The following is a 437-nucleotide window of genomic DNA, read 5'->3' as shown; positions in this document are numbered from 1 at the left end:
TAATAATATGGATGGATATTATAGGGGAAATATAAACGATGTTAAAAGCTCTGAGGTCAAAATAGGCAATTCAAGGGATGCATACATACAGTGGCTTATCACGGACAGGCAGGAAAAATCTTATGCCATGAGAAGATTTATTATAAAACCAAATGGTATAATACAGATGCATTACCATGATTATTACGAAAGTTTATACATAATAAGGGGAAAGTGCATTGCCTGCGTTAACAATGATTCAATGGAATTAAAATCTGGAGATTTTATTTTTATAGATTCCAGATTTAAACATGAATTAATAAATAATGGCAGTGAGGATTTAGAATTTATTTGTGTAATAAATTATACAAAAAATATGGATATAATACCTGTAAATGATGAGTGCAGGGATAATGTTATTTAAAAATTAAATATTAAATGAACATTATTTTTATTAA

General features: G+C 27.5%; 1 protein-coding gene. It reads left to right on the top strand.

Annotated features, from left to right (window positions below; translation table 11 throughout):
• A partial coding sequence (locus AOG55_RS06780) for a cupin domain-containing protein (RefSeq protein WP_156318795.1) occupies window positions 1-403 on the top strand: 403 nt, incomplete at its 5' end.
• Window positions 404-437 lie beyond the last annotated feature (34 nt).

It is taken from the genome of Acidiplasma cupricumulans (assembly GCF_001402935.1).
Taxonomy (GTDB): domain Archaea; phylum Thermoplasmatota; class Thermoplasmata; order Thermoplasmatales; family Thermoplasmataceae; genus Acidiplasma; species Acidiplasma aeolicum.
Note: the sequence above shows the minus strand (reverse complement) of the source record. Positions and strands in the feature narration are given on the sequence as shown.